The organism is Streptomyces lycii, assembly GCF_009735685.1.
Lineage (GTDB): Bacteria > Actinomycetota > Actinomycetes > Streptomycetales > Streptomycetaceae > Streptomyces > Streptomyces lycii.
Map to the genome: position 1 here is coordinate 1 of NZ_WHPN01000384.1, position 7,528 is coordinate 7,528.

At 72.6% G+C, this 7,528-nt stretch carries 6 protein-coding genes; 5 read left to right on the plus strand and 1 reads right to left on the minus strand.

From position 1 onward, the window contains the following. From infB to GCU69_RS26265, 5 genes are all read left to right on the plus strand, one after another. On the plus strand, positions 1-1,971 hold a 1,971-nt coding region (infB, locus tag GCU69_RS26245; RefSeq protein WP_156207362.1), incomplete at its 5' end, for a translation initiation factor IF-2. A gap of 142 nt (positions 1,972-2,113) precedes the next feature. Continuing rightward, positions 2,114-2,407: a DUF503 domain-containing protein gene (locus GCU69_RS26250; RefSeq protein WP_098749850.1), complete on the plus strand. Its 294-nt coding sequence runs from the start codon at positions 2,114-2,116 to the stop codon at positions 2,405-2,407. Positions 2,408-2,488: 81 nt separating this feature from the next. Beyond that, complete coding sequence (gene rbfA / locus GCU69_RS26255; RefSeq protein WP_156207363.1) at positions 2,489-3,037, plus strand: 30S ribosome-binding factor RbfA; 549 nt, start codon at positions 2,489-2,491, stop codon at positions 3,035-3,037. Then, the gene (gene truB, locus GCU69_RS26260) at positions 3,034-4,020 is read left to right on the plus strand and encodes a tRNA pseudouridine(55) synthase TruB (RefSeq protein WP_156207364.1); all 987 of its coding nucleotides are present in this window, start codon (positions 3,034-3,036) and stop codon (positions 4,018-4,020) included. The genes rbfA and truB overlap by 4 nt, the downstream gene beginning before the upstream one ends. Before the next feature lie 391 nt (positions 4,021-4,411). Beyond that, entirely contained in the window at positions 4,412-5,374 is a 963-nt protein-coding gene (locus GCU69_RS26265; protein ID WP_156207365.1) for a bifunctional riboflavin kinase/FAD synthetase, read from the plus strand. A gap of 444 nt (positions 5,375-5,818) precedes the next feature. Here GCU69_RS26265 and GCU69_RS26270 read toward each other — a convergent pair. Further along, positions 5,819-7,528: MinD/ParA family ATP-binding protein (locus GCU69_RS26270; RefSeq protein ID WP_156207366.1), on the minus strand; the 1,710-nt coding region annotated here is incomplete at its 5' end.

Below are 7,528 nucleotides of genomic sequence, written 5' to 3' on the forward strand. Positions count from 1 at the left end.
CCCGGCTTCGGTGGCCGTCCGGGTGGTCCCGGTGGCCGTGGTGGCACGCAGGGCGCCTTCGGCCGTCCCGGCGGTCCCGCGCGCCGCGGCCGCAAGTCGAAGCGGCAGAGGCGCCAGGAGTACGAGGCCATGCAGGCCCCGTCCGTCGGCGGCGTGATGCTGCCGCGCGGCAACGGCCAGAAGGTCCGGCTGTCGCGTGGTGCCTCCCTGACCGACTTCGCGGAGAAGATCAACGCCAACCCGGCGTCGCTGGTCCAGGTGATGTTCAACCTGGGCGAGATGGTCACCGCGACCCAGTCGGTGTCCGACGAGACGCTGCACCTCCTCGCCGAGGAGATGAACTACGTCGTCGAGATCGTCAGCCCGGAGGAGGAGGACCGCGAGCTGCTCGAGTCCTTCGACATCGAGTTCGGCGAGAACGAGGGCGGCGAGGAGATGCTCGTCGCGCGTCCTCCGGTGGTGACCGTCATGGGTCACGTCGACCACGGAAAGACCCGGCTGCTCGACGCGATCCGCAAGACGAACGTCATCGAGGGCGAGGCTGGCGGCATCACCCAGCACATCGGTGCCTACCAGGTCGCGACCGAGGTCAACGAAGAAGAGCGCAAGATCACCTTCATCGACACCCCGGGTCACCAGGCGTTCACCGCCATGCGTGCCCGTGGTGCCAAGTCCACCGACATCGCGATCCTCGTGGTGGCGGCGAACGACGGTGTGATGCCGCAGACGGTCGAGGCGCTCAACCACGCCAAGGCCGCCGAGGTGCCGATCGTCGTCGCGGTCAACAAGATCGACGTCGAGGGCGCGGACCCGGCGAAGGTGCGCGGTCAGCTGACCGAGTACGGCCTGGTGGCCGAGGAGTACGGCGGCGACACCATGTTCGTCGACATCTCCGCCAAGCAGGGCCTGCACATCGACGACCTCCTCGAGGCCGTCGTGCTCACCGCCGACGCCTCGCTCGACCTGCGGGCCAACGCGGAGCAGGACGCGCAGGGCATCGCGATCGAGGCCCACCTCGACCGCGGCCGCGGCGCCGTGGCCACCGTGCTGGTCCAGCGCGGCACGCTGCGGGTCGGCGACACGATGGTGGTCGGCGACGCGTACGGCCGTGTCCGTGCCATGCACGACGACACGGGCAAGGCGATCGAGGAAGCGGGTCCGGCCACTCCGGTCCTCGTCCTGGGTCTGACCAACGTCCCCGGAGCCGGTGACAACTTCCTCGTCGTCGAGGAGGACCGCACGGCCCGGCAGATCGCCGAGAAGCGCGCGGCGCGCGAGCGCAACGCCGCCTTCGCCAAGCGCACCCGCCGGGTGTCCCTCGAGGACCTCGACAAGGTGCTCAAGGCCGGCGAGGTCCAGCAGCTCAACCTCATCATCAAGGGCGACGCGTCCGGTTCGGTGGAGGCTCTCGAGTCCTCGCTGCTCCAGCTCGACGTCGGCGAAGAGGTCGACCTGCGGATCCTGCACCGCGGCGTCGGTGCGGTCACCGAGACCGACATCGACCTGGCGACGGGCTCCGACGCCATCGTCATCGGCTTCAACGTGCGCGCCGAGGGGCGTGCCACGCAGATGGCCGAGCGCGAGGGTGTCGACGTCCGCTACTACTCGGTGATCTACCAGGTCATCGAGGAGATCGAGGCGGCCCTCAAGGGCATGCTCAAGCCGGAGTACGAAGAGGTCGAGCTGGGCACGGCGGAGATCCGCGAGGTCTTCCGCTCCTCCAAGCTCGGCAACATCGCGGGTGTCCTCATCCGCTCCGGCGAGGTGCGCCGCAACACCAAGGCACGGCTGGTCCGCGACGGCAAGGTCATCGCGGAGAACCTCAACATCGAGGGGCTGCGCCGGTTCAAGGACGACGTCACCGAGATTCGCGAGGGCTTCGAGGGCGGTATCAACCTCGGCAGCTTCAACGACATCAAGGTCGACGACGTCATCGCGACGTACGAGATGCGGGAGAAGCCGCGCGGCTGATCCCAGGTAACGCGACCGGGGCCGGTCGGCGGGAGGTATTTCCGTCGATCGGCCCCGGCCGTTGCGTGTACGGTTCTGGGGTACCTGCCGGTGGAGAGGGCAGGCCTGGACGAGGCCCCACGGGTGGCTTGACCCGGACTTCATGTATGTAGGGACGCTGTCCTTCGACCTGCTTCTCGGCGACGTACGGTCGCTGAAGGAGAAGCGCTCCGTCGTCCGCCCGATCATCGCCGAGTTGCAGCGCAAGCACGCGGTCAGCGCGGCGGAGACCGGCGACCAGGACCTCTACCGGCGGGCCGGGATCGGCCTCGCCGCGGTCTCCGGGGATGCGGGGCACCTCACTGACGTACTCGACCGGTGCGAGCGCCTTGTCGCCGCCCGGCCGGAGGTGGAGCTGCTGTCCGTACGGCGGCGGTTCCACCGGGACGACGACTGAGCGCGCCGTGCGCTCAGAGGTCCCGGGCGGCGACGGAGCCGCCGGACGCAAGATGGCGGAAGAGAAGAAGGAGACGGACCGGTGACCGACAACGCGCGGGCCCGCAAGCTGGCCGACCGCATCCAGGTCGTGGTCGCGGAGACCCTGGACCGCCGCATCAAGGATCCGCGACTGGGGTTCGTCACGATCACGGACGCCCGCGTCACCGGCGACCTGCGGGAGGCCACGGTCTTCTACACGGTCTACGGCGACGACGAGGAGCGCGCGGCCTCCGCGGCGGCCCTGGAGAGCGCCAAGGGAGTCCTGCGCTCCGAGGTCGGGCGGCAGACCGGCGTGCGCTACACGCCGAGCCTGGCCTTCGTGCCGGACGCCCTGCCGGACAACGCCCGCACCATCGACGACCTCCTCGCCAAGGCGCGTGAACAGGACGCGAAGGTACGGGAGACCTCCACCGGCGCGACGTACGCCGGCGAGGCCGACCCGTACCGCAAGCCGGGCGAGGACAACGACGCCGGCGCCGAGGCGGAGGAAGCCTCGGCCGGTGACGCCGGTGACGCCGGTGACGCCGGTGACGCCGGTGACGCCGGGGACACCGACGGCGGCACCGGTGAGGACACCGCGCGGGCATGAGCGACAAGCACCCGGGCCGGCGCGCCGGTGCACGGCGGGCCGGCCCTCCGGCGCCGGACGGCCTCGTGATCGTCGACAAGCCGGCCGGCCACACCTCGCACGACGTCGTCGCACGGCTGCGCGGCATGGCCCGCACCCGGCGCGTCGGCCACGCGGGCACGCTCGACCCGATGGCGACCGGCGTGCTCGTGCTGGGCACCGGCAGGGCGACCCGGCTGCTCGGGCATCTGGCGCTGACCGAGAAGGAGTACACGGCGACGATCCGGCTCGGCCAGACCACCGTGACGGACGACGCCGAGGGCGAGATCACCGCCTCGGCGGGTATCGCCGGGGTGCCGGGCGGCGCGGAGGGGGCGCGGAAGGCGGTCGAGGCCGGGACGGCCCGGCTGACCGGCGCCATCCAGCAGGTGCCGTCCAAGGTCAGTGCCATCAAGGTCGACGGCAAGCGGTCGTACAAGCGGGCGCGCGAGGGTGAGGACTTCGAACTCGACGCCAGGCCCGTCACGGTCTCGTCCTTCGTGGTGCACGAGGTCCGGGAGGCCGTGGCCGGGGACGGCACCGCCGTGCTGGACGCCGACGCGACCGTGGTCTGCTCCTCCGGCACCTACGTCCGGGCGCTCGCCCGCGACCTCGGCGCCGGTCTGGGCACCGGAGGCCATCTGACGGCGCTGCGGCGCACCCGCGTCGGCCCGTACGGGCTCGGTGCGGCGCACACCCTGGAGCAGCTCCAGGCGGCCGTCGACGCGGAGCCCGAGGGCACGAGCGGGCTGCCCGTCATGCCGATCGGCGAGGCGGCCGCCGCGGCCTTCCCGCGCTGGGACGTGGACGAGAAGCTGGCCCGGCTGCTGGCGAACGGCGTCCGGCCGGCCGCTCCGGGGCTCGGCACGGACGGGCCGGTCGCCGTGTTCGGCCCGGACGACCGGTTCCTGGCCCTGGTGCGGGAGGATGCGGGGAAGGCGAAGAGCCTGGCGGTCTTCGTCTGAGCGCTTCCGCCGGAAACGTCCGGAAAGCAGTCCGGAAAGCAGTCCGGGAAAGCAGTCCGGGAAAGCGGTCCGGAAAGCGGTAAGCGGACGGAAACCACCGTGGACCGGGCGGCCGTGCACGGCACNNNCGGCCGCCCGGTCCACGATCCCCCTTCCGTTGTGCCTTTCCCGTGCGCGCCCTCCGCTCACCCGTTCGGGCGGGCGCTCGGAGGGAACCGGGGGTGCGCACGCGGGCGCGTTCACCGGGCGCACACCCCGGGGCGCCGTGCCCGGCCCGGCGGCGGCGTCGCGGGGCGGTGCCGATGACAGGGCCGGGCCTGCGGCATGGCAGTCTTGTAGCTGCGTAATCGATGGCTAACACGTACACGGGTTCGGGCGAGGAGCGGTCACAGTGCAGCGCTGGCGTGGCTTGGAGGAGATCCCCGAGGGCTGGGGGCGCAGCGTCGTCACCATCGGCTCCTACGACGGGGTGCACCGAGGGCACCAGCTGATCATCGGCCGTGCCGTCGAACGCGCCCGGGAACTCGGTGCTCCGGCCGTCGTCGTCACGTTCGACCCGCACCCCAGCGAGGTCGTCCGCCCCGGCAGCCACCCGCCGCTGCTGGCTCCGCACCACCGGCGGGCCGAGCTGATGGGTGAACTGGGCGTGGACGCCGTGCTGGTGCTGCCCTTCACCCGGGAGTTCTCGCAGCTGTCGCCCGCCGACTTCGTGGTCAAGGTGCTCGTCGACAAGCTGCACGCGAAGGCCGTCGTGGAGGGTCCGAGCTTCCGCTTCGGGCACAGGGCGGCCGGTGACGTGGCGCTGCTCGCCGAACTCGGCGGCACCTACGACTACGAGGTCGAGGTCGTCGACCTCTTCGTCCGCGGCGACGCGGGCGGCGGGGAGCCGTTCTCCTCGACCCTGACCCGGCGGCTCGTCGCCGAGGGCGACATGGCCGCGGCCGCGGAGATCCTCGGCCGCCCGCACCGCGTCGAGGGCGTCGTCGTCCGGGGCGCACAGCGCGGGCGCGAACTCGGCTATCCGACGGCCAACGTGGAGACCCTGCCGCACACCGCGATCCCGGCCGACGGCGTCTACGCGGGCTGGCTGGAGGCGGACGGCGAATCCATGCCGGCGGCCATCTCGGTGGGCACGAACCCGCAGTTCGACGGCACGGAGCGGACCGTCGAGGCGTACGCGATCGACCGCGTGGGACTGGACCTGTACGGGATGCACGTGGCCGTGGAGTTCCTGGAGCGGCTCCGCGGCCAGGCCCGCTTCGACACGGTCGACGAACTGCTGAAGGGCATCGCGGACGACGTCGAACGCTCACGGGCCCTGGTCGCGGCGTACGAGGGCCGGTCCGCGGGCTGACCGCGGGCGGGACGGGCGACCGGGCGGAACGGGCGGGGGCGCGGGCGGGGGCGCCGAGACCCCTGCCGGGCACGGAGACCTGTCGAGTGCCGATGACTGCCGTTCGCCCGGAGCGCCGGGTGCCGAAGCTGCCGGGCACGGAGGACCGTCGGCGATACGAGCCGCCGTGAACCTGGACCTGCCGTGAACCGGGGTCTGCCGTGAACCGGGGTCTGCCGTGAACCGGGACCGGTCGTCAGGGCTGGGTCGGGACCGCTCGGGGACCGAGGCCGGCCGGGCCGGGACCGGTCAGGAATGGCAACAGCTGGGCCGGGACCGGTCAGGACCGGCAACAGTCGGGTCGAGATCGGTCAGGAATGGCAACAGCTGGGCCGGGACCGGTCAGGACGGACAACGGGAGCCCCGGGCAGCTGCCCGGGGCTCCCGTACGTCACGCGCCGACCGTCACTGCTGGGGCGGCCAACCCTGGCCTCCCGGCGGTTGCTGCGGCCACGGACCGGGCTGTCCCGGAGCTGCCGGCGGCTGCTGCCCGGGCTGCCCGCCCTGCTGCGGAGGCTGCGGCGCCGCCGCCGGCTGCTGGGCCCCCGGCTGCTGGGGAGCCTGCTGCGGGTACGGCTGCCCGCCCGCCGGCGGATTCGCGTACGGCTGGCCGGGCATCGGCGGTGCCGCCTGCGGGGGCGGGTTGCCGTCCGGCATCCACAGCCCCTGCTCCTGCTGGGCCCGCGCGAAGTCCTCGGCGATGAGCGCGGAGAGGTTGAAGTACGCCTCCCGGGTCTTCGGCCGCATCATGTCGAGGTCGACCTCGGCACCCGCCGCGAGATGCTCGTCGAACGGTACGACGACGACCCCGCGGCAACGCGTCTGGAAGTGCGCCACGATGTCGTCCACCTTGATCATCTTCCCGGTCTCCCGGACCCCGGAGATGACCGTGATGCTGCGCTGCACCAGCTCCGCGTAACCGTGCGCGGAGAGCCAGTCGAGCGTCGTGCTCGCGCTGCTCGCGCCGTCCACGGACGGCGTCGAGATGATGATCAGCTGGTCGGCGAGGTCCAGCACCCCGCGCATCGCGCTGTAGAGCAGGCCCGTACCCGAGTCGGTGAGGATGATCGGGTACTGCTTGCCGAGCACGTCGATGGCGCGGCGGTAGTCCTCGTCGTTGAAGGTGGTCGAGACCGCCGGGTCCACGTCGTTGGCGATGATCTCCAGTCCGGAGGGCGCCTGGGAGGTGAACCGGCGGATGTCCATGTAGCTGTTGAGGTGCGGGATCGCCTGCACCAGGTCGCGGATCGTCGCCCCGGTCTCCCGGCGGACCCGGCGGCCGAGGGTGCCGGCGTCCGGGTTCGCGTCGATCGCGAGGATCTTGTCCTGCCGCTCGGAGGCCAGGGTCGATCCGAGGGCGGTCGTCGTCGTGGTCTTGCCGACACCGCCCTTGAGGCTGATCACCGCGATCCGGTAGCAGGACAGCACCGGCGTACGGATCAGGTCGAGCTTGCGCTGCCGCTCGGCCTCCTCCTTCTTGCCGCCGATCTTGAACCGCGAACCGCCGCCCGGGTTCTTGCTCTTGGGCTTCGGCTTGTTGTTGCGCAGCAGTCGGTCGGAGGACAGCTCCACGGCCGCCGTGTACCCGAGTGGCGCGCCCTGTGCCGTGCGCTGGCGCTGCTCGGGGGTGATGTCGGGCCAGCCGCCGGTGCGCGGGTCGACGGGGCCCTGCGGGGCGCCGGGCTGCGGATACGGCTGCGCTGCCGCGGGCGCGCCGGGAACGGGCGGCTGCGGGTAGCCGTAACCGGCCTCCGGGCGGGCCTGGCCCGGTACGGGAGCGCCCGGGGTGCCCGGTGCCGCGGGCGGAGCGGCCTGCTGCCCCGGCTGCGGCTGTGACTGCGGTGCCTGAGGGGGCTGCTGAGGCTGCTGAGACTGCTCTGCGGGCGGCTGGGGCTGGGGCTGGGCGCCGGGCGGCACCGGGCCCGGTGCGCCGGGCACCGGCGGAACGCCGCCGGGCGCCTGCGGCTGCGGGAACGGCTGCTGGCCGGGCGCGCCCTGCTGCGGGTAGCCGTACCCCGGCTGCTGGGCGGCACCGGCGGGCGGTGCCGCAGGAAACCCGGGGGCACCGGGGCCGCCCTGCGGCGGCTGCTGGCCACCGGACTGCTGCTCGGCTGC

Coding starts and splice junctions, on each gene's coding strand:
- GCU69_RS26250 (WP_098749850.1), top strand. CDS start 2,114: ATGTATGTAGGGACGCTGTCCTTCGACCTGCTTCTCGGCGACGTACGG.
- truB (WP_156207364.1), top strand. CDS start 3,034: ATGAGCGACAAGCACCCGGGCCGGCGCGCCGGTGCACGGCGGGCCGGC.